At 65.6% G+C, this 20,581-nt stretch carries 19 protein-coding genes; 2 read left to right on the top strand and 17 right to left on the bottom strand.

Going from position 1 to position 20,581, the window contains the following annotated elements; translation table 11 throughout:
* From PCE31107_RS19590 to fliF, 6 genes are all read right to left on the bottom strand, one after another.
* The coding region (locus PCE31107_RS19590; RefSeq protein ID WP_425494738.1) for a hypothetical protein at positions 1-546 on the bottom strand (546 nt) is incomplete at its 3' end.
* Between the two features lie 19 nt (positions 547-565).
* Positions 566-1,018 (bottom strand): flagellar export protein FliJ, encoded by a 453-nt coding sequence (gene fliJ, locus PCE31107_RS19585; RefSeq protein ID WP_017231687.1) that lies wholly within the window; start codon positions 1,016-1,018, stop codon positions 566-568.
* 12 nt (positions 1,019-1,030) lie between these two features.
* Positions 1,031-2,779 (bottom strand): flagellar protein export ATPase FliI, encoded by a 1,749-nt coding sequence (gene fliI, locus PCE31107_RS19580; RefSeq protein ID WP_281352587.1) that lies wholly within the window; start codon positions 2,777-2,779, stop codon positions 1,031-1,033.
* Positions 2,773-3,432, bottom strand: coding sequence for a flagellar assembly protein FliH (gene fliH, locus PCE31107_RS19575; protein WP_130027559.1), 660 nt, complete (start codon positions 3,430-3,432; stop codon positions 2,773-2,775). Before fliH ends, fliI begins: the two co-directional genes overlap by 7 nt.
* 21 nt (positions 3,433-3,453) lie before the next feature.
* The gene (gene fliG, locus PCE31107_RS19570; protein WP_130027558.1) at positions 3,454-4,452 is read right to left on the bottom strand and encodes a flagellar motor switch protein FliG; all 999 of its coding nucleotides are present in this window, start codon (positions 4,450-4,452) and stop codon (positions 3,454-3,456) included.
* The gene (gene fliF / locus PCE31107_RS19565) at positions 4,439-6,124 is read right to left on the bottom strand and encodes a flagellar basal-body MS-ring/collar protein FliF (RefSeq protein WP_150610357.1); all 1,686 of its coding nucleotides are present in this window, start codon (positions 6,122-6,124) and stop codon (positions 4,439-4,441) included. The genes fliG and fliF overlap by 14 nt, the downstream gene beginning before the upstream one ends.
* 350 nt (positions 6,125-6,474) lie before the next feature.
* Between fliF and fliE the strand changes: the two genes are divergently transcribed.
* Positions 6,475-6,810: a flagellar hook-basal body complex protein FliE gene (fliE, locus tag PCE31107_RS19560; RefSeq protein WP_017235190.1), complete on the top strand. Its 336-nt coding sequence runs from the start codon at positions 6,475-6,477 to the stop codon at positions 6,808-6,810.
* 166 nt (positions 6,811-6,976) lie between these two features.
* On the opposite strand, the gene PCE31107_RS19555 is transcribed toward fliE, so the two are convergent.
* The 11 genes from PCE31107_RS19555 to PCE31107_RS19505 form a co-directional block, all read right to left on the bottom strand.
* A complete protein-coding gene (locus PCE31107_RS19555; protein WP_150610356.1) occupies positions 6,977-8,176 on the bottom strand; it encodes an ATP-binding protein in 1,200 nt (399 codons plus the stop codon).
* A gap of 239 nt (positions 8,177-8,415) precedes the next feature.
* On the bottom strand, positions 8,416-8,808 hold the full coding sequence (locus PCE31107_RS19550; protein ID WP_150610355.1) for an EscU/YscU/HrcU family type III secretion system export apparatus switch protein: 393 nt from the start codon (positions 8,806-8,808) through the stop codon (positions 8,416-8,418).
* Positions 8,805-10,238 carry a flagellar hook-length control protein FliK gene (gene fliK, locus PCE31107_RS19545; RefSeq protein WP_150610354.1) on the bottom strand — a complete coding sequence of 478 codons (1,434 nt, stop codon included), beginning with the start codon at positions 10,236-10,238 and terminating at the stop codon, positions 8,805-8,807. Before fliK ends, PCE31107_RS19550 begins: the two co-directional genes overlap by 4 nt.
* Positions 10,239-10,282: 44 nt before the next feature.
* Entirely contained in the window at positions 10,283-10,621 is a 339-nt protein-coding gene (locus PCE31107_RS19540) for a flagellar protein FliT (RefSeq protein ID WP_130027555.1), read from the bottom strand.
* Positions 10,614-11,048, bottom strand: a complete 435-nt coding sequence (fliS, locus tag PCE31107_RS19535; RefSeq protein WP_130027554.1) for a flagellar export chaperone FliS — start codon at positions 11,046-11,048, stop codon at positions 10,614-10,616. The genes PCE31107_RS19540 and fliS overlap by 8 nt, the downstream gene beginning before the upstream one ends.
* A gap of 39 nt (positions 11,049-11,087) precedes the next feature.
* Positions 11,088-13,193 (bottom strand): flagellar filament capping protein FliD, encoded by a 2,106-nt coding sequence (fliD, locus tag PCE31107_RS19530; RefSeq protein ID WP_150610353.1) that lies wholly within the window; start codon positions 13,191-13,193, stop codon positions 11,088-11,090.
* A 156-nt stretch (positions 13,194-13,349) separates the two neighbouring features.
* The gene (locus tag PCE31107_RS19525; protein ID WP_130027552.1) at positions 13,350-14,762 is read right to left on the bottom strand and encodes a flagellin N-terminal helical domain-containing protein; all 1,413 of its coding nucleotides are present in this window, start codon (positions 14,760-14,762) and stop codon (positions 13,350-13,352) included.
* Positions 14,763-15,254: 492 nt separating this feature from the next.
* The gene (locus PCE31107_RS19520) at positions 15,255-15,914 is read right to left on the bottom strand and encodes a response regulator (protein ID WP_017231583.1); all 660 of its coding nucleotides are present in this window, start codon (positions 15,912-15,914) and stop codon (positions 15,255-15,257) included.
* A complete protein-coding gene (locus PCE31107_RS19515) occupies positions 15,911-16,762 on the bottom strand; it encodes a sensor histidine kinase (protein WP_174966733.1) in 852 nt (283 codons plus the stop codon). Before PCE31107_RS19515 ends, PCE31107_RS19520 begins: the two co-directional genes overlap by 4 nt.
* Positions 16,763-17,177: 415 nt before the next feature.
* On the bottom strand, positions 17,178-18,572 hold the full coding sequence (locus PCE31107_RS19510; protein WP_240756110.1) for a sensor histidine kinase: 1,395 nt from the start codon (positions 18,570-18,572) through the stop codon (positions 17,178-17,180).
* On the bottom strand, positions 18,565-19,236 hold the full coding sequence (locus PCE31107_RS19505; RefSeq protein ID WP_026131524.1) for a response regulator: 672 nt from the start codon (positions 19,234-19,236) through the stop codon (positions 18,565-18,567). The genes PCE31107_RS19510 and PCE31107_RS19505 overlap by 8 nt, the downstream gene beginning before the upstream one ends.
* Positions 19,237-19,526: 290 nt before the next feature.
* Here PCE31107_RS19505 and PCE31107_RS19500 point away from each other — a divergent pair, with 290 nt between their 5' ends.
* Entirely contained in the window at positions 19,527-20,576 is a 1,050-nt protein-coding gene (locus PCE31107_RS19500; protein WP_150610351.1) for an ABC transporter substrate-binding protein, read from the top strand.
* The last annotated feature ends 5 nt before the right edge of the window (positions 20,577-20,581 follow it).

The raw sequence follows: 20,581 nt of genomic DNA, 5'->3' as shown, positions 1-20,581 counted from the left end.
GGCTGCGCCGGTGCCGGACTTTGCGTCGGCCGAACCCGCGTCGGCCGGGGTGGCCGGGACAGGGGTTTGCGGCGGCAGCGGCGCGTTGTTCATGGCGGCAAGGGCGACGGCAAGGGCGGCTGCCGGATCGCCGGGCGCCGCCGTGGCCGCCGCGTCGTCGGCGGTAGCGTCGTTCTTGTCGCTGTCGGCCGTCGTCGATTTCGAGGATTTCGTCGAAGCGTTCGTTTGGCCCGTCTGGCCCGTCTGGCCCGTCTGCCCGGTCTGGTTCGCCTGATCGGCTCGCGAGCTGTTGTCGGCGGTGTTCTGCGTCGGCGTTGCGCTGCCGCCCGAGGCGTTCCCGGACGACGCGTTCGTCTGACTCGTTTGCGCGGCCGTATTGTTCGCGCTGCTCGCGGCGGGCTGAACCGTCTGGCGGGTCTGCTGCGAGAGCACGGCGGAGAAGGGCAGCGCGTTGCTGTCGTCGCTGCTCGACGATCCGGCGCGGTGGCCCGTCACGGCTTGCAGGGCGGCGCCTGCGGAATCGGTCAGGAAGCTAAGAATCGACATAGTGAGCGCCTTGGGTCCTTCAAATCGGGGAGTCGGCACGACGGCGCAGGCTGCGCGCGGCGTACTCGTCGTTTTCCTTCTGCTCGCGGCGCGCGACACGCAGCGCCGTGCGGGCTTGCTCACGCGAAGCGAGCGTACCGAAGGAGTTCAGGCGGCGCTGCTGCGCCTGCCATTCGCGGCGTGCGGCCGCGAGACGCTCGTCGGCTTGCTCGAGCAGCATGGCTTGCTGTCCGATGGCCGTGTCGAGCGTATCGATGAATTGCTGGAAGTTGCGCCAGTCGCAGCCTGCCATGCCCTGAATCGTCGCCGTCTGCATACGCGTGCGGTACTCGTGACGGTATTGGCGCAGTGCTTCGAGCTGACGCTCGACCTCGGCGCGTTGCGTCTGGCGTTCGCCGAGCAGGCGCGCGGCTTCGTCCACGTCCTTCTGGGCGAGTTCGATGAGCAGCTTGAGGGGCAGGGTGGAATTCATGGCCGCCGCCGGTTAGTGGAACAGACCGTGCATCTGGTGCACGGCATCTGGATAACTGGCCCGCTCGCGCATTCCCTGTTGCAGGAAGTTTTCGAGTCGGGGATACAGCTCGATCGCCTGATCGAGCATCGGGTCGCTGCCCGGCGCGTACGCGCCCACATTGATGAGGTCGCGGTTGCGCTGATAGCGCGAGAGCATCTGCTTGAAGCGCCGCACCTTGTCGAACTGCCCATCGTCGATGAGCGCGGTCATCGCACGGCTGATCGACTGTTCGATGTCGATCGCCGGATAGTGCCCCGACTCCGCCAATTGACGCGAGAGCACGATGTGGCCGTCGAGAATGGCGCGGGCCGAATCGGCGATCGGATCCTGCTGATCATCGCCCTCGGTGAGCACGGTGTAGAACGCGGTGATCGAGCCGCCGCCGTCCGGACCGTTGCCAGCACGCTCGACCAGCGCCGGGAGCTTGGCGAACACGGAAGGCGGATAGCCCTTCGTGGCCGGCGGCTCACCGATCGCCAGTGCGATTTCGCGCTGGGCCATGGCGTAACGGGTGAGCGAGTCCATGATCAGCAGCACGTCCTTGCCCTGGTCGCGGAAGTACTCGGCCAGCGTTGTGGCGTACGCCGCGCCTTGCAGGCGCAGCAGTGGCGAGACGTCGGCCGGCGCCGCCACGACGACGGAGCGCGCCAGGCCGTCCGGCCCGAGAATGTTTTCGATGAAGTCCTTCACTTCGCGGCCGCGCTCGCCGATCAGGCCCACGACGATGACTTCGGCCTGCGTGAAGCGGGCCATCATCCCCAGCAGCACGCTCTTGCCGACGCCCGATCCGGCGAAGAGACCCATGCGTTGGCCGCGCCCGACGGTGAGCAACGCATTGATGGCGCGCACCCCCACGTCGAGCACCGAGTCGATGGGCGCGCGACCCAGCGGATTGACCGGCACCGACGCGAGCGAGGCGCTGTCGGTCATGCCCAGCGGGCCGAAGTCGTCGAGCGGCCGGCCGGCGGCGTCGACCACCCGGCCGAGTAGCGCTTCGCCCACGGGCAGACGCTTGCCGTTGTGACGTTGATTCGGCAGCGGACCGTCGGCGGCGGGCTCCATCGGGTACACGCGAGCGCCCGGCAGCAGGCCGGCGACCTCCGTCTGCGGCATGAGAAACAGACGGTCGCCACCGAAGCCGACGACTTCCGCTTCGGCCGTGGCGGGTTCGCGCGAGGCGTCGTGCACCGGCAGCTCGATCAGGCAGCCCGCGCCGACCGGCAGGCGCAGACCGACGGCTTCGAGCACGAGACCGGCGGCGCGGGTGAGGCGGCCGCAGCGGCGCGTCGGTTCGACGGCGTGAACGTGCGCGATGCGCTCGCGCAGCGTGTTCTGCCAGCGGCGAAGATGCGAGTCGCGGGCGATCTCGCGGGCGTCCAGAACGTGCGTGGCGGCTTTCGGTGCGGCGGATTCGATGGCAACGCTCGGATCGGGACTGCCCGGTTCGGAGTCGGCGCTTGGCCATTGAGACGGACGGTCGCTTTGATCGGCGTGGTCGTTGTGGTCGTCGGGTTGCAGCGCGCCGGCCTGCGCGGTCGGTGTGGCCGTATCGAAGCCCGAGCCGACGCCAGTGTCGATTTCATCCCACAGGCGCACCGAGGGCTTCGTGCCGTCGTTCGCGGGGGTGGGCGTGGCGGGCGTGGCGGCATCGTGCGTGTTCTCGGTGCTGGGCAGCACCGGCGCATGCGCGGAAAGCGGGGTGAGGTCGGCGTTCACCATGGCAGATCCTTGCCCAGCGCGGCCATCACACGCTGCCAGCGCGTGGCGACGGTGGCATCGACTTCGCCGCTCGCGGCTTCGGCCTTGCAGCCGCCGCGTTCGATGGTGGGATCGGCGCGCACGGTCCAGCCCGCAGCGCGCAGTTCCGCGCCCACATGCGCGTCGACGAGCGCGACGTCTTCGGGATGCAGGAGCAGACGCGGCGAGCCGGTCAGCGGATCGTTGGAGAGCAGCTCACGCACGAGCGGCAGCAGCGTTTCGGGGTGAATCGTGAGGGTCTGGCCCAGTGCCTGGCGTGCGATGTCGAGCGCCAGTCCGAGCAGCGGCTCGGCCACTTCGCGATCGATGGCGTTCACCGCGTTGCCGAACCCATGGGCGATATCGGCGAGTTGTGCGGCGCGCGTGTCGACTTCCTGTCGTCCAGCAGCCTGCCCGGCGGCGTAGCCCTCGGCGTGCCCGGTGGCGTAGCCTTGCGCATGGCCCTCGGCGCGCGCCGCCTCACGCCACGCAGCGATCTGTTCCGCGAGCGCGGGATCGTCGAGCGGGTTGGGCGGCAACGGTTGCGGCGGGGACGGCGGCGGCGGCGGGTCGAACGACGCCATCTCCCAGCGCTGCCAGGCGGAAAGGCGTTCTTTCGGAATGATGGTCGACATGCGCGCGCGGTCCCTGGTCGGTTACACGTAAGCGTCTTCGCCGCGGCCGCCCACCATGATGGCGCCCTGATCGGCGAGGCGCCGCACCACTTGCAGCACCTTCTTCTGTTCGGCTTCGACTTCCGAAACGCGCACCGGACCGCGAGATTCGAGATCTTCGCGCAGCAGCTCGGCCGCACGCGCGGACATGTTCTTGAAGAACTTCTCGCGCAGCTCGACCGGCGCGCCCTTGAGCGCGATGATGAGCGACTCCGACTCGATCTCCTTGAGCAGCACCTGGATGCTGCGGTCTTCCACGTCGAGCAGGTTCTCGAACACGAACATCTCTTCGACGATCTTCGCCGCGAGGTCCGAGTCGTAGTTGCGCACGGCTTCGATGACCGACTCTTCGTGCACCCCGCCGAGGTAATTGAGAATTTCCGCCGCGGTGCGTACACCGCCCATCGGGCTGCGCTTGATGTTCTCGCTGCCCGAAAGCAGCTTCGTCAACACGTCGTTGAGCTCACGTAGCGCGGCAGGCTGAATGCCGTCGAGCGTGGCAATGCGCAGAACGACGTCGTTGCGCAGACGCTCCGTGAACAGCGCGAGCACTTCGGACGCTTGATCGCGGTCGAGGTGTACGAGGATCGTGGCGATGATCTGCGGATGCTCGTGGCGGATCAGCTCGGCGACCGCCGTCGAGTCCATCCACTTCAGGCCCTCGATGCCGCTGGTGTCGCCGCCTTGCAGAATGCGCTCGATCAGGCCCGCAGCCTTGTCGTTGCCCAGCGCCTTGTTGAGCACCGAGCGGATGTATTCGGAAGAATCGAGCGAAAGCGCCGAGTGCTGTTCGGCTTCGAGCACGAAGTCCTGCAACACATCGGCGATCTGGTCGCGCGTGACCTGCCGCAGCGAGGCCATGGCCGCGCCGAGCTTTTGCACTTCGCGCGGCGCGAGGTACTTGAAGACCTCCGCCGCTTCGTCTTCACCCAGCGACATCAGGAGGATGGCGCTGCGTTCGAGTCCCTCAGCCGCGCTCATCGCCACCACCCACCCATGTTTTGACTACCGTTGCCACGATCTTCGGATCCTGTCGCGCGACTTGGCGCGCGTACTGCAAATTGCGCTCGTAGGCGCTGACTTCGGCCCGCTTGCCGGCCTCGCCGTCGGCATTCTCGCCCTCGACGCCTTCTCCCCCTGCGGCACCGGTCGCACCGGCCAGCGTGGGCTCGGCCGGCGGCGGCGGGGTCAGATGCTTGCGAATGGCCGGGCGAATGACGCCGAACCACAGATAGAGGCCGACCAGGCCAATCAAGACCCACTTGCCGACTTGCTTGGCCAGTTCGATGTTCTGGCGCTGACGCCACCACGGCAGGTTGGCTTGCGGATCGGCCTCGACCGTGAACGGGCTGTTGACGATGTTGAGCGTGTCGCCACGCTGGGTCGAGTAGCCGATGGCTTCCTTCGCCAGGTTCTGTATCTGGTCGAGCTGCGCTTGCGTGAGCGCCACCATCGCGGCCTTGCCCTTCGCGTCGGTACCCGGGCGATAGTTCACCACTACGGCGGCCGACAGACGTTTCAAGCCGCCCGTCGCTTGCTGAACATGACGAATCGTGCGGTCGACTTCGTAGTTGACCGTGGCGTCCTTGCGGTCGCTGCGCGGGCCCTGCGGCGCGCTGGCGGCGCTTGCCGCGTTTGCGGCGTTTTGCTGGGTGAACTGCTGCTGCGTTTGCGTGATGGGCGCGGTGGCTTGACCCGGCGGCTGGTTCGACAACGCGCCAGGCACCCCGCCGGCGGGGTTGATGCCGATTTGCGAGGCTTCGCTGTTCTGCTGACTGCGCACCGCCTGCTCGCCCGAATTCGGCTTGTAATTCTCCGACGTCTGCTCGACCTGGTTGAAGTCGACGTCCGCCGTCACCTGTGCGTGCACGTTGCCCGGCCCGACGATCGGGTTCAGGATGGCCTCGATGCGGCGCGCATACGATTGTTCGAGCTCGCGAACGTACTTGAGCTGGCTGGCGTCCAGACCCAGCGCATTGGCGCTCTGTGCGGAGAGCAGATTGCCGTTCTGATCGAGCACCGTCACGTTCTTGACCGGCAGCTCGGGCACACCCGATGCGACCATGTGGACAATGGCGCTGACCTGGCCGTCGTCGAGCACGCGGCCCGGATACAGCGTGACGAGCACCGAGGCGCTGGGCTTTTGCTGCTCACGCACGAAGACCGAGGGCTTGGGGATCGCGAGATGCACGCGCGCGGCCTGCACGGCCGACAGCGATTCGATCGAGCGGGCGAGTTCGCCTTCGAGGGCGCGCTGGTAATTGACCTGCTCGGCAAACTGGCTGATGCCGAACTTCTGGTTGTCCATCAATTCGAAGCCGACCAGCCCGCCCTTGGGCAGCCCTTGCGAGGCCAGACGCAGCCGCACCTCGTGCACCTGCTCGGACGGCACCAGGATGGCACCGCCGCCCTCGGCAAACTTGTACGGCACGTTCATCTGCTGCAACGAGGTGATGATGGCACCCCCGTCGCGATCCCCCAGGTTGCTGTACAGCACCTTGTAGTCGGGGGCACGGCTCCACAGGAAAACGGCGATCAGCAAGGCGATGAGGGCCGCGCCACCGATGAGCAGCGGCAGGCGCTCGCGCGAGCGCAGCTGCGCCAGCAGGGGCGGCTTGGCGGCGACGTCCGCCGGCTGGGTGGCGGCGTTCATGCGCGGCTCCACGCCAGCGGCGTTAACACAACGTTCTTCGCGGTGGAAGTGCTCACTAACATGCGACAGAATTCTCCGGGGGTACGCTTGGCATCGCGCTCACGTGCGACGGACGCTAAGGATTGGAAAGGTCCGGTACCCGGTGCGCACGATGCCGATGGTCCTGATTATTCGTTGCCGAATATGGAATCGTTTTAAGGATTAGGCGGGTGTTTTGCCGCCAATTAGGGTCTTGGGGGCTTGCCAGGCGGTGGTAAGCTCCGACGTAACTGATAAAAGGCAAACCGGTGAGCGCGACGCGGTGTCGCGGCGCTGCCGGTGCCCATCGAAGACAAGCGAGGACGAGCATCATGGCCATTCCGGGGATCGAGTCGGTATTGCAGAAGCTGGGCAGTGTGGCGTCGCAGGCGGCGGGCTCGATCCTGGGCACCTCGACCGCTGGCACCGGCGCGGCCTCGGCGACGGGGGGGTTCGCGTCCGAATTGGAAAACTCGCTCAAGCGCGTCTCGTCGGCGCAGAACGGCGCGGAGTCACAGGCCCGCGCGTTCGAAATGGGGCAGCCGGGCGTGGCGCTCAACGACGTCATGGTCGATCTGCAGAAAGCCAACATCGGCTTCCAGATGAGCTTGCAAGTGCGCAACAAACTCGTGTCGGCTTATACGACCGTGATGAACATGCAGGTGTAATGCCCATGTAGGGCATGGGAGGGCGCGCCGGAGCGCGTCGTGCGCACCGAAAAGGCCTCGTCGACCATGGACGGGGCTTTTTTTATTGTCGTCGGGCGCGGGCTCGCGAGAGGGGCGATGCGCTGCCGGCCGATGACGTACCCCGGCCGGCAGTGCATCGCATCGGTTACGCCGCCCCCGCACATACGGGTTGCGCCGGCATGATGCGCTTCAGAAATGCGTGAAAGCGCGGCACGGTGAAGGCCGCGTCGTCCAACGGGGTGCTGTAGAGCATGCCCTTGTTGACGAGTGCCTGTCGAACCGGTTCAAGCGCTTCGGCAGGTTTGCCAAATTCCGCGGCGACGGCGTGCAGATCGTGCGGACCTTCTCCCAACTCTGCCATCGCCCGCAGATAGCGCTTTTCCGTCGGGGTCAGCCGCTCGAAGCGGAGGCGGTAAAAGTTGTTATCCAGCGCTTCGATGGCCGCCCTCGACGCAAGTCTGACGTGTTCCGAAGTGATGGGGCTTTCGTGCGCGACTTTCCAGACGAGCTTTCCCCATTGTTGGAGGAAATACGGGTAGGCGCCCGTGCGCTCGACGATCTCGTCAAGCGCATCCGGCGTGATGGCGACGCCGGCTTGTGCGGCGGGGACGGCGATCGCATCGCGTGCCCCGGCATTCGAGAGCGGTCCGATCGTGGCGATTTCGAACATTCGCTCCGCATAGGACTTGGCGTCACCCACCTGCCGGATCAGTGGCGGCAAGCCCGCGCCGATCAGAATGACGGGCAGCTGGTATTGCGCGCATCGGTGAAGGGCGTAAAGCAACGCAGACAACTCCCGCTTCGGCATGTCCTGAAGTTCGTCGATAAAAATGGCGAGCACGGTTTGCGCCGATCGGGCCGCGCGCCCCACCTCAACGAGCAGTGCACAAAGATCCAGGTCGAGAATGCCGCAATCCGCCAGACCCGGCTCGGGCGCGTAATCCAGACCGACTTCGATGCCGTCATAGGTGACTTTCAATCCGGAGGCGAAGCCGGCGAGCGCGCGCAACCCTCGAACGACGGTGTCCTTCGCCGACTGTGTTCGACTCATGCGCAATAACGCGACGCGCAACGCCGGGGCGATCGAGGCCGGCAGCGACTTCACTTCCGGGGCTTCGAGATGCACAGTGATCGCGCCTTGCTGTTCGGTGTCGTAAAGCAGACGTTCGAGCAGTACCGTCTTGCCGACACCACGCAGGCCGATCAGCAGTTGACCATTGGCGTGGCGTCCGATGCGAAGGCGTTCGATGCAGACACGTACTTCCTCGCGAATGTCATCGCGACCGGACAAGGCGGGCGGCGGTGTTCCCGCGCCGGGATTGAAAGGGTTCTGAATGGCTTCCATGGCAGACACGCAAGGTTGGGTTGGCGAGCGAATGCTCATGCCCGGCACGCGGTGCCGCGACACACAGAGAAAATCCTAGTGAGATCGCTTGTGCTGCGCGGATGGCAAAACGTCTGCCCATCGCGAGGAAGCCGGGGAAGCCTTTGCCCGCAGCGGTGCGCCGCTGGTCGGCGGTTAAGGGGCAGGGCAGGAATTCAGACACTTCATCGCATTCTCGCCCGATGTGCGAATGGCGCGACTTAGCGCGTGCGGTGGTCGGCGGACGGACTGTCGAATGCGTTGGACGGTGACGTGGGCGCGGCGGCCGGCACGTCGGCCGAGGACTCCGGGGCAGCGACGCCCGGCGGAAGCGGCGGCGGGTTGCCACCCCGTCCCGCTTCTAGCTTGTAGAGCCACGCCAGCAACTCCGCGACTGCCTGATAGAGCTGCGCCGGAATCCGCTGATCGAGGTCGACCTGCATGAGCAGGCTCACCAGCTCAGGCGATTCATGCACATACAGGCCATGCTCGTGCGCGGTGCGCACGATCGTTTCGGCGAGCAGGCCGTAGCCCTTCGCCACCACGCGAGGTGCCGTGTCGTTCGCCCCGTAGGCGAGCGCGATCGCCGTGCGACGTTCCGGTGGCAGCGTCATGCCGCACCTCCGGTCGCTGCGTCTGGCGGAACATCGCCGGCCGATGGCCCCCGCCGCCCGGCTTCGGGGGGCGCGGCGGCAACGTGCGCTGGGCGCGCAGGGTCGGCCGGGTTGGCACCTGCCGATGACCCGCCGACGCTTGCCCCCGCGTCCGTCAGCGCGCCGAACGACAATTGGCTCGCGATGAGTCCGACGGCCGCGAGTCGCTGGCGCAATGCCTCACCCTCTTGCGACAGCACATCGGCCGACACGGACGAATCGGTCAGCAGGCGCGCCTGTAACTGCTGCCCGGACAACCCGAGCGTGACGTCGACCGTGCCCAGCAACGGCAACGTGAGACGCAAATGGGTATGCCATGTCGAGGGCGTGGCCGCCTCGCCGGGCATCGGTTGCCCGGCCCGTTCTTCGACCTGCCATGCCATCGGCGCTCCCGGCCACGCCATGCCGTTCCACTGGAATTGCGGATTCACCAGCATGTCGAGCTGCTGACGCACCAGCGTGACACTTTCCGCGGGCGCATTCGCCACGGCGGCCATCGCCCCGGCCGGGCCGTGCGGCGCAGCATTCGGCGGTGAGCCGTTGCTCAGCGCAGCGAGCGTGGCGTCGGCCCCCTGCGCGCCTGGCAATACGCTGCTCGTTGTGTGCGCCACACTTGCGGCATGCGCCAGCGCATTGGCCGTGTTGGGCAGATTGGCGCTCGCATGCAGACCGCCATCGGTTGCCTCGCCCACTGCCGGCGGCGCAACGACACCGGGCGGCGCGGCACCGGAGGCGGCTGCGACGGGCAGGGTCGACGGGCTGAGCGTCGGCCAACCGGTGGCCAGCACGGCGTCGGCGCCCGCGGGGCCGAGCAGTCGGGTGAGCGGGCCGGGACCGGGCAGTGTGGCGTCGGCACCGGCCGCACGCAACTGCGCGGCCAGATTCGCCGACGCGGGCCAGCGTAATTGCGGCTCGGCCTGTAGTTGCTCGAACGAGCGGCTGCCCGAGGCCCACTGCGACAGATGCGACTCGTAAAAGAGCCCGCTCGCGGACAACGCCTCCTTCAACGCCGCCGCGAGCAGCGGCGCGAGCGCGGGCGCGCCGGTGCCGGGGGCGGCAGGCCACACGGGCGTGCTCGCCTGCACGGGGCCGGGCGAGTCGGGCGCAAGCCGCAGAATCGTATCGATGGTGCGCGCGGCGGCCGAGAGGGTCGCTTGCTGAACCGGGGAGGGAAGCCGGGCACCGGCCTGCGGCGGCGCGTTACCGAGTCCGACGGCCGTCGCCGATGTGCGGGTGGTAAGGTCGCCGAGGGCGGACGTGGCGTCGCCGGTGGGTGGCAAGCCCGTTACGGCGCCTGGCGCCGTGGTCGAGGCCGCCCCTTGCCCGACGCCGAGCAAAGTGTCGAGCCGTCGTGCGAGCGTTGTGGCCAGCACCGAATCGAGACCGGCCATACCTGACTGACTCCGAAGAATGGGCGACGCGACGCGCTGGCGCGTCAGGCGCCCAGGTTCAGGCCGTAGACTTCGTGCAGGGCACGTTGACGGCGTGTGCTGTTGATCATGGCATCCAGATGCGCCAGACGCGGTACCACGAGATCGCGAATCGCGGCGTCGTCGGCCAGAATGCGACGGATGACGGCGTGCTTTCGCGCCCGCTCGTCCTCGTTGAGCGGCAGTGACGCGTCGAGCTGCTTGATCGAATCGACCTGAGCACGATACTGCATCTCGAGGTCGATGAGGGCATCCCAATCGCCATCACGCGCTACGCAGAGCATGCGTTCCGTGAGGCCGGCAATGCTCTCGTAGCAGTTCAGCAACGTCTTGGCTTCACTCATAGCGCACTCCGGTGCCCGCCTGTGCGGCGGGGGCCCCCGTGCCGACCGCCGGCGTGATGGCTCGCCAGGCCGACGCAATCGTATCGAGCAGGGTGTCGACTTCCTGTACCTTGATAACGTCGTTCTCGAGATTCGCTTCGAGCAGGCGTTGGCCCATGTAGTCGTAGAGATCGCGCAGGTTGCGCGACAGTTCTCCGCCGGCGTCCATGTCCAGGCCGTCGCGTAGACCGCCAATGATGCCGATGGCTTTCGAGAGCGCAAGTCCGCGATCGGCGATGCGGCCGTCTTCGAAATGGACGCGGGCCTTCGTGAGGGCTGCCTTGGCACCGTCGAACAGCATCATGATGAGCTGGTGCGGACTCGCGGCGATGACGCCCGTCTCGAGTCCGACTTTGCGATAAGCGTTGGCGGCGTTTTGACCGTACATGACTTTCTCCGAAGCGCGCGGCGTGAGTGCGTCGCGGGCTTACTTCGAGGACGACGACGAAGACGACGAACCGCCAAGCACCTGCTTGAGGTAGTCGCTCGTGTTCTGCAACTTGGCCATCGTCGCGTCCAGCGCCGTGAACTGGGCGAGGTAGCGGTTCTGCATCTGCGTCATCTGGTCCTGCCAGTCGCTTTCCTGCTGCTGCACCTGCTTGATGCTGGCATTCAGGTTCGACGTGGCCGTGCTGATGGCGCCCTTGGCACCCAGGAAGTTGCTGACCTGGTTCGACAGCAGCGACGCATAGCCTTGCGAAAAATTGATGGTGCCACGATTGCCGAGGTTGGTGCCCGTGACCTGGATCTTCAGGCCGTCGGTCAGCGAACCCGCGGCGCCCGTCAGCGACTGGCCGCTGCCCGTGGCGATCACGCCGCCGATCGAGCCGCCGACGTCCACGCCATCGGTGCTGGGCGACACCCCCGTGCCGAACAGCGTGGTCTGGGCATTGCCCGACGTCACGCGGATGTTCGAGGCGGAGCCGTAACGGTTCGACGTAATCGACAGCACCCCGGCGGTCTGCTTGACGGTCACTGTCGAGCCGTTGGCCACGAACTGCGAGTTGCCATTGATCGCGGCCTGCAAGGCCGCGGCCATCTTGTCGGGTGTGTACGTGCCGTTCGGGATGGTGATGGTCGTGCTCGTGCCGTCGACCTGCACCGTCAGCGTATTGTTGGTGCCGTTGATGACGGTGCTCGCGCCAAGCGTGGCGTTCGACGTGAGCGTGCCTTGCGTCGCCAGTCGCGTGATGACCACGTCGTACTGGCCCGGCTGGGTATTGGTGGTCGAGCCCTGATAGCTGATCAGGCTATCGCTGGTCGTGCCGTTGGTGGCAAGCAGCGACGCGAGTTGGGCGAAGCCGCCCGAGGCGATGGCCTTCTGCAGCTTGGTCGAATCGACCGCCAGCTGGCCCGACGTATCGGTGGCGCTGCCGGAGCCGTCGCCGGCCTGGAACGTCACGCCGATGTCCGCGAGCGAGGTCAGCACCGATCCCGAGACCCCCGGCAGCTTGCCGTTCAGGATCTGCTGGATCTGCGTCGTGATCATCTGCGTGGTCGTGTCGCCGATCAGCGGACCGTTGTTGTTCGAGGTGCTGCCGGGCGTGGCGCCCGACTTGTCGAAGTACGTCAGCTGGCCGATCGCGGAATGCAGGGTGTTGTACGCGGTGACGAAATCGTTGACCGACTTGGTGACGCCGTCGCTGTTGTTGCTGACGCTGACGGTGGTTGTGCCGGTCTTGAGCAGGGTCATCGACAGACCCTGCACGGCGCTCTTGACGGTGTTCGTCTGGCTCGACACGGCCAGGCCGTTGATGGTCAGGTTCGCGTTCTGGCCCGCGGCCGTCTGCGTCAGGTTCTGCGTGGCGGTGGGGTCGTACGCCAGCATGTTCGTGAGCGTGGCGTCGCCGCCGGCGGCGACGTCCACCTTCATGCTCATCGCCTGGCCGGTCTGCGTCGAGGTCAGCACCAGGCGGTTCGGCGTGGCGCTGCCGTCGTTGACGATCGTGGCCGTAACCCCGCCCTTGGCGGCGTTGATGGCGTCGCGAATACCTTGCAGCGAATTATTGTTGTTCGTGATCGTGATACTGAACGGCGCCTGCTGGGCATTCGGCGAAAAGCTGGCACCAGTGTACGTGCCGTTCGCGAGCGTGCCGCCCGATATCGTGCCGAAGCTGAAGGTCAACTGGGTGGACGCGCCACTGCCGATCGACGCGGCGGGATCCGACACGCCGGACGTCGACAGGCTTTGCGCCTGCGCCAGCTGCGTCGTGTTGATCGTATAGCTGCCGGCCTTCGCCGTGGTGTCCGCCGACGCCGTCAGGAAGGTCGCGTCGCCCGGGGTGGCCGTCATCTGCAGGAACGACGACGCCGACGACAGGGCAGACAGCGACGACTGGAACGAACTCAGCGCCGATTGCAGGCTGCCGAGCGCGGAAACCTTGGTTTGATAGCTGGCTTCTTGTGACTTGAGCAAGCTGAGCTTTTGCGTGGCCGGCTGCATCAGACTGGTCACGAGGGCGTTGACGTCCAGCCCGGAGCCGATGCCCGGTGACGAAATGGAGCCCGTAGTGCTACTGCCGGTAGTCGCCATAAATTGCTCGCTCTCTCAAATGGTTGCTCAACTCACAAAACGCCGGCAGGAAAAAGACTGCCTTTGTAATGTTTGCGGCGGCGCCCCCCGTGAAGGTGGCGCCGCCGGCGGCCCGGCCACGTTGCCGCCGGGCGTCAAACCCTACCCAACAGGCGCTTACTGGAGAAGCTTCAGCACTTGTTGCGGCAGTTGGTTGGCCTGGGCCAGCATCGAAATACCGGCTTGTTGCAGGATCTGCGACTTGGTCAGGTTGGCCGTTTCCGCAGCGTAGTCGGTGTCTTGCACACCCGAACGCGCCGTGGTCAGGTTCTGCGTCGTGGTCGACAGGCTCGAAATCGTCGACTGGAAGCGGTTTTGAATAGCGCCCAGGGTCGATTGCAGCGTGTCGACGGTGCCGATGGCCGAGTCGATCTGCGACAGCATCAGCGTGGCGCTGTTGACCGACTTGACGTCGGCTTGTGCCAGGCTACCGCTCGTGGCGTAGGTCGTGGCAGTCGTCGGCAGACCCAGCTTGGTCAGCGTTGCCGCCGTGCCGCCGCTGATCTGGAACGCCGAACCCGAGCTGAGGTGCATCTTGCCCGTGGTGTCGACATACGCGTTCACGCCGCTGTTCGACGAGTTGATCGCGTTGGCCAGGTCGCTGGCGCTGTTCATCTTGCCGGTGATGTTCGTGGCCTTGCCGTTGACGGTCAGGACCAGGTCGCCTGCGGCCAGCGTTTGCGAGAACGTCGAGGCGACGGCGGTCGACGTGGTCGTCGTACCGGAGGTAGCAGCGGCGACGGCCATGCCCAGCGTGGTGGCGTCGGCACCCGCGATCGTCATCGTTTGTGCCGCGTCGGTGTTGGTGATGGCGATTTCACCGGCCGAGTTGACCGAGGCGACGTTACCCGTGAACCCGGCGGACTGTGCGGCGGTGTTGATGGCCGTGGCCAGGTCGGCCGAGCTGTTGTACGTGCCAGCCTTGACGTTGACGGCGGCGCCCGCGCCCATCTGCACGGTCAGTGCGGCAACCGTGAAGCTCAGCGGATTGGCGGCCGACGTCGTTTGCGCGACCGAACCGATGCTCGAGATGGTCATGCTTTGTTGCAGGTTGACCGAAATGGTCTGGCCTGCGTTGGCGCCGACCTGGAAGTTCGCCGTGCCCATCGAGCCGTCGAGCACGTTCAGGCCGTTGAACGACGTTTGCGTGGCCAGGCGGTTCACTTCCGCCAGACGCTGTTGAACTTCCTGGTCCAGCGCGGCACGGTCCGAAGCCGAGTTCGTCGAGTTGGTCGACTGAACGGCCAGCGTGCGGATGCGCTGCAGGTTATCGGTGATCGCCGACAGGGCGCCCGCGGCGGTCTGCACCAGCGAGATACCGTCGTTGGCGTTGCGCTGCGCTTGCTGCGTGCCGTTGATCTGGGCCGACATGCGGTCCGTGATCGCCAGGCCGGCGGCGTCGTCGGCGGCGCTGTTGATGCGCATACCCGAGGACAGGCGCGTGATCGAGGTTTGCAGGCCCGACTGCGACGTGCTCAGGTTACGTTGTGCAACCAGCGAGAAGATATTGGTATTGATGACAGATGACATTTAGCCACTCCTTTCCCAAAATTTTTGGCTCCGGCTTAGGCGCCGTAACTTCGGCTCTACAGCCATTCGCCGAAAGCCGCCGTTGTAGGGGATATCGGACGGCCATTGGGAAAATTTAGGGTGATTTCACAAAATGATGTGTCACCCCCCATCGACGGGCCCTGTCGATGTAGGAAAAACGCTAGCGGATCAGTCTACAAAATTCTTCCCCGATCGATCCCGCAAGGAAAGGGGCAATCTGCCGCTTATTCAATCCCTGTAAGGCTTGGAGAGGCGCAGGCGATTGCCTGGCCCCCGCGGCGCGACCGCCAATTCTCGGCAGGTGGCAACGCTTTGAAGGCGCACGAGAAAATTTTTCGCCTGGGTGAGAAAGCGTTGCCGGACGCAACGCTGTCGACGACGGAGGTCGGTTCGGCGGTCCGAAATGCACGTGGCCCGCATTCTCGGGCCACGTAGTGATCGCTTACTTCTGATGGGGTGGTGCCGGAACGCTCAGGCGCAGAGCGGTCCCATCTCGGCGCTGACCAGGCCGTGTTGCATCACGTAATAGGTGAGTTCGGCGTTGTTGTTCAGGCGCATCTTTTCCAGCAGGCGTGTGCGATACACGCTCACCGTCTTGACCGAGAGCGAGAGCGCATTGGCGATGTCGGTCAGGCGCTTGCCCGAGCCGATCATGCAAAGCGTTTGATATTCCCGGTCGGACAGGCGCTCGTGCGGCGGCTGGTCGGCGTCCGGGCCGAGGTAGTCGGCGAGCGTCTCGGCGACCATCGGGCTGACATACTTGCGGCCCGCGGCGACCTGCCGCACGGCCGACACCAACTGCTGGGCGTTCGAGCGTTTGCTCAGATACCCGGCCGCGCCGGCCTTGAGGGCCCGAAGCGCGAACTGGCCTTCACCGTACATGCTGAAGATCATGATCGGCAGACGCGGATGTTTGCGTCGCAGGGTCTTGAGAATTTCGAGACCGTTCGTGTCGGGCAGTGAAATGTCGAGCAGGACGATGTCCCACTGGGCGGCGTCGGTCATCTCCAGCGCTTCCGCGCCGCAGTCGGCTTCGCCGACGACCGAGATGCTCCCGCTGTCGGAGAGCAACTGTCGCACGCCCTGACGCACAATGGCGTGGTCGTCGACGATGAGCACTCTGAGCGTCATGATGCGTATCCGTGAAGAGCAAGCGATTCCGGGGCATGATGGCAGGTCGCGGGTGCCGCGGCCGGGGACGACAGAATCTGGTGCCAGGGAAGACGCGCGCTCACGAGCGTCCCCGATCCTTGCGCACTGCCAATACGTATCGTGCCGCCAAGCGCCGTGCAGCGCTCGCGCATCCCAACCAATCCGAAATGTCCCTGCTTGCGACGCGCGCCGCGGACCAAGCCGCAACCGTCGTCGGAAATCGTGAGTTTGAGTGAACGATGACCGCCGTCGAGCGCCACCACTACGCGAGAGGCGTGTGCGTGTCGGGCAACGTTGGTCAAGGCTTCCTGCGCAATTCGATATAACGCCAGCACCGCGTCGGGCGTGAGCTTGGCGACGCGCTCGCGCGTCACGTCGTCGCAGCGCCAAATGCAGGTGAGACCGCTTTGTTCGCCAAAGCGACGCAGCCAGGCGCGCAACGACGCGACGAGACCGGCGTCGAGCGCGGGCGGGCGTTGGCGGCAGACGAGGTCGTCCGCCGCGTCTTGAGCCGCGTTTGCTGCCTGCTGAATCTGGGTGCAGAGGGACTGCCACTCGGCGGCGTTGGCCGGGGCGCGCGTGGCAAGACGCGCCACCACCAACTGCAGTGCCGTGAGGTGCGCCCCAAGTCCGTCGTGTATCTCCCTGGCCAGGCGCGTGCGCTCGGCTTCGCGAGCGGCGTCTATCGAGCCTGCCTCGGACAGTGCCGGCGCGCGCGCCGCTGCCGCGCGCGAGGCAGACTCGGCGGGCAACGCCGTGTCGCACGCAGCCGCCGGACCCGATGTCGGCGTCGCGGCGCGCGTGTGCAACGCGTCGTCAAGTGACACGCGACGTCTCGCAGCCTGTGCGGCACGATCGACGAGAAACGGCATGGAGGCAGATCCCTGAGAGAAAAAGTCCCGTGCCGCAACTTGCGCGCCGAGACCCCACCGAATTTAACAAACTTTACATTTCGTCACAATTACACGTGGCAAACAAGCACATGACGGACGTCGAAGCATAACTCTTTGATTTGGATCAAAAAGTATTGGCGTGCTTAAGGGAAATTCTGCGAAGACCCCAAAATATATCAGGGTTTGTCCTAGCGCATGGAGTCGAGCCAGTGTTTCAAACGATTTTTTCAATCTAACCAACGGTAATGACTGAGTTTTTCCTGCGACTTCATACGGCTGCGATTTTCTATCACGCGGCGGTGCAGGCATGCGGTGTGAGGTATCGGAGACGTGACGCCGGCAACGTCTTCTAAAGGGCGTTGCGTTCAGCCTCTACCGCGAGCGGTAGCGTCACGGTCACAATCAGGCCGCGACCGTCGTCGCCCGACGCCAGCGTCACGGTGCCGTAACTGGCCGCCACGATTTCCTTGACGATGGCCAGCCCCAACCCGGTGCCAGGCTGACCCGGCGGCGCATTGCGATAGAAGCGCTCGAACACACGCTGCCGCGCCTCGGCCTGGATGCCCGGCCCATCGTCGATCACGCGCAGGCGGGCCATGTCTTGAGGGCTGTCGATGGCGACGGTCACACGACCACCCTCGTGGATATAGCGGATCGCATTGTCGACAAGATTCATGACCATGGCGTGAAACAGCTCGCCATTGCCCTCGACCCACACGTGCGCTTCGGTCGTCTCCAATCCCAGATCGATATGGCGTCGTTGCGCAAGGGCGACGAGTTCCTCAAGCACGGCGGCGGCCACCGCCACCAGATCGACGCGCGAGCGCGAGAACGCGGGCGTGTCGGCCGCCTCCGCCTGCGAGAGCAGCAACAGCTTGTTGGTGAGATCGGCCAGCCCCCGACTGCTCGTCTGCATGGCGGCGAGTACGTCGGCCAGCGCCGCGCGGTCATCGAGCTGCGCGGCGAACTGCAACTGGGTATCGAGCAGCGTGAGCGGGGTGCGTAGCTGGTGCGCGGCGTCGGCCACGAAGCGCCGCTGTTGCTGCGCCTGTGCCGAGAGCCGCTGGATGCATAGGTTGATGGCGTCGACGATAGGTCGCAGTTCGGTTTGGAGTTGTCCGGCGCGAATGGGCACCAGTTCCTGCGGCGCGCGCCCGGCGACCTCGTCCTTGAGGCGAATGAGCGGATGCAGCTCCACCGTCAGCCCGATGAGCACCAGCAAGGCGGCCAGCGCGGCCATGGCGATCTGGCGGTGCAGCGACGGTTCCCACAACTGCGAGAGCATCGCGTCGTGCGCGTGCATCGTCTCGGCCACCACGACCGCGACCTGATAGGGTGTGCCGGCGTTGTACATCGTGCGCACATAATTGACGGCCCGAAGCGGCTCGCCATTCACGGTGACGCTGAAGTACGCCGGGGTCGTGCCGGAAAAGAGCGGCGGGCGCGGGAAATCCGGCGGCCCGGCGAGCAATTGGCCGTCTTCGGTGACGACCTGATAGAACACCCGGTCCCGCGCCGGCGACGCGAACAGTTCGAGTGCGGAGGGCGGCACGCTCGCGCGCAGGGCCCCATCGACCCAGGTGAGTTCTCCGGCGATCACTTGTGCCGACGTGAGCAAGGCCCGGTCCTGCACGAGCGCGGCGGTGTCGCGCGCACTGCGATAGGCCTGCCATCCACTCGCGCCGATGTAGAGCGTGAGTGGCAGCATCAGCCACATCAGCAGCCGTACGCGAAGGCTAAGCATCTTTGGCGCGCAGCAGATAGCCCAGACCGCGCAGCGTCATGATGGCCGCGTGGCTCGTCTCGAGCTTCTTGCGCAGACGATGGATGTAGATCTCGATGGCATCGGCGCTCGGTTCGTCGTCGAGGCCGAAGACGCCGTCGACGAGGGCGCTTTTGGCAACGGTCTTTCCCTGCTTGCGCATGAGGATTTCGAGCACGGCATGCTCGCGCGACGGCAGCGCGAGCGGCGCGCCCGCGATCGTGAACTGTCGCGTACCCGCGTGATAGGCCAGATCGGCACACACCAGATCCGCGCTCTGCTCGGGCGCATGCCGGCGGGCGAGCGCCTTGACGCGCGCGATCAGCTCGCGCACTTCGAACGGCTTGACCAGATAGTCGTCGGCCCCCGCGCCGAGACAGTCGACCTTCTCGTCGACGGAACCGCTGGCCGTGAGAATGATCACCGGCACATTGTTGCGACGCTCACGCAGGCGTCGCAGCACATGCTTGCCGCCGAGCTTGGGCAGCATGAGATCGAGCAGCACCACGTCGTACGTTTCGGTTTGCAGCAGGCGGTCGGCGGCGTCGCCGTCGCGCGCGGCGTCGACCGTGAAGTTGTCGTCGCGCAGCATGCGGGCGAGCCAGTGGGCGAGGGTGTCGTTGTCTTCGATCAGCAGCAGTTTCATGACGGCAAAGGCGTAGGGCGACGGAGGCAGTGACGCAGACAGCGACGGCGACGGCGAGTGTGCCCGCCGAACCGGCGCAAGCCAACAGCGGGTAAACACCCATCGGTTGCGCGAGAAAACCTGCATGGGACGAAAGCTCGATGAAAGCTTCGGTTTTCTACAATTCGCATCAAGGCAAAGGAAACGATTCAGAGGACCGCTGCCTGGGCCCTGTGGCCAACCACGGAGGTCGGCCGGCGCCGCAACGCGACGCTTGAGCCATTATCCCTAAAAACGATGGAGACACCATAATGCGAGCAAGCCATGGCGTGCGTACGCCGAAAGCCTTCGTGAAACCCGTTCTGGCCGCCGTGTTCGGCGCATCGCTGGCGCTGGCCGCCGTGCCGAGTTTCGCCGCCGACAGCGGCAAGATCACGATCATGGTAGGCGGCATCACCAAGATGATCTACCTGCCGGCCAAGCTTGCCGAGCAACTCGGTTACTTCAAGGACGAAGGGCTGAACGTCGAGCTGCTCTCGCAGCCGGCCGGTGTCGACGCCGAAAACGAATTGCTCGCCGGTGCCGTGCAGGCCGTGGTTGGCTTCTACGATCACTCCATCGACCTGCAAAGCAAGGGCAAGGAAGTGGAGGCCATTACGGTCTTCGGTCAAGTGCCCGGTGAAGTCGAGCTGGTCAATGCCAAGAGCCGCGATACCATCAAGAGCATGGCCGACATCAAGGGCAAGACCCTGGGTGTGACCGGCCTGGGTGCGTCGACCAACTTCCTCACGCAGTACCTCGCGGCCAAGCACGGCATCACGTCGTCGCAATTCTCGGTGCTGCCCGTCGGCGCCGACAACACGTTCATCGCCGCCATCAAGCAGAACCGGATCGACGCCGGCATGACGACCGAGCCGACCGCCTCGCGCCTGATCAACACGGGCGATGCGGCGGTGCTCGTCGACATGCGCACCCTCAAGGGCACGGTGGACGCGCTGGGCGGCGCTTACCCGGCGTCGAGCCTGTACGTGCAGCGCGCGTGGGCCGACACGCACAAGGAAGAGGCGACCAAGCTGGCGCGTGCGTTCGTGAAGACGCTCAAGTACATCAACACGCACACGGCCGCCGAGATCACCGAGAAGATGCCGAAGGACTACTACGCCAACAACAAGGCGCTGTACCTGCAGGCGCTGCAGAACTCGCTGCCGATGTACTCGCCGGACGGCCGCATGCCGAAGGATGGTCCGGAGACGGTGCTCAAGGTGCTCGCCGCGTTCAATCCGAACGTCAAGGGCAAGCACATCGACCTCTCGAAGACCTACACCAACGCGTTTGTCGACGCGGCGAACGTGCCTAAGTAAGCGTT

It is taken from the genome of Pandoraea cepalis (assembly GCF_902459625.1).
In the GTDB taxonomy this organism is placed as follows: Bacteria; Pseudomonadota; Gammaproteobacteria; order Burkholderiales; family Burkholderiaceae; genus Pandoraea; species Pandoraea cepalis.
This window is presented reverse-complemented; position numbering and strand designations above follow the sequence as displayed.